The sequence below is a fragment of the Streptomyces sp. NRRL F-2664 genome, assembly GCF_000719345.1.
Taxonomy (GTDB): Bacteria; Actinomycetota; Actinomycetes; order Streptomycetales; family Streptomycetaceae; genus Streptomyces.
This window is the reverse complement of sequence record NZ_JOFX01000542.1, coordinates 1-265: the sequence shown is the minus strand read 5'-3', so window position 1 is coordinate 265 and position 265 is coordinate 1. Positions and strand designations below refer to the sequence as shown.

The following is a 265-nucleotide window of genomic DNA, read 5'->3' as shown; positions in this document are numbered from 1 at the left end:
CCGCCACTCGTAGCCGCGCTCCTCCACCCCCTCCCGGGCGGGCAGGCTTCCGCCCGGCACGTGCTCGAAGCGCACCCCCTCCCCGGGGAACCGCTTCAGACCGGAGCCGGCACCCCCGGGGGCAGTGGCGGCCGGGTCGATCTCGTAGACACCGCCCGCCACCACCGCACGGCCCTCACCGGTGTCGACGAACGGCAGGCCCAAACCCATACCCGCGCCCAGGCCCTGCCGGTCCACCCCCAGACCCGACAACTCCTGGTCATAC

Annotated in this window: 1 protein-coding gene; it reads right to left on the bottom strand. The window is 74.3% G+C overall.

Annotated features, from left to right (window positions below):
• The coding region (locus IF89_RS40190; RefSeq protein WP_158718184.1) for a hypothetical protein at nucleotides 1–252 on the bottom strand (252 nt) is incomplete at its 3' end.
• Nucleotides 253–265: the final 13 nt, after the last annotated feature.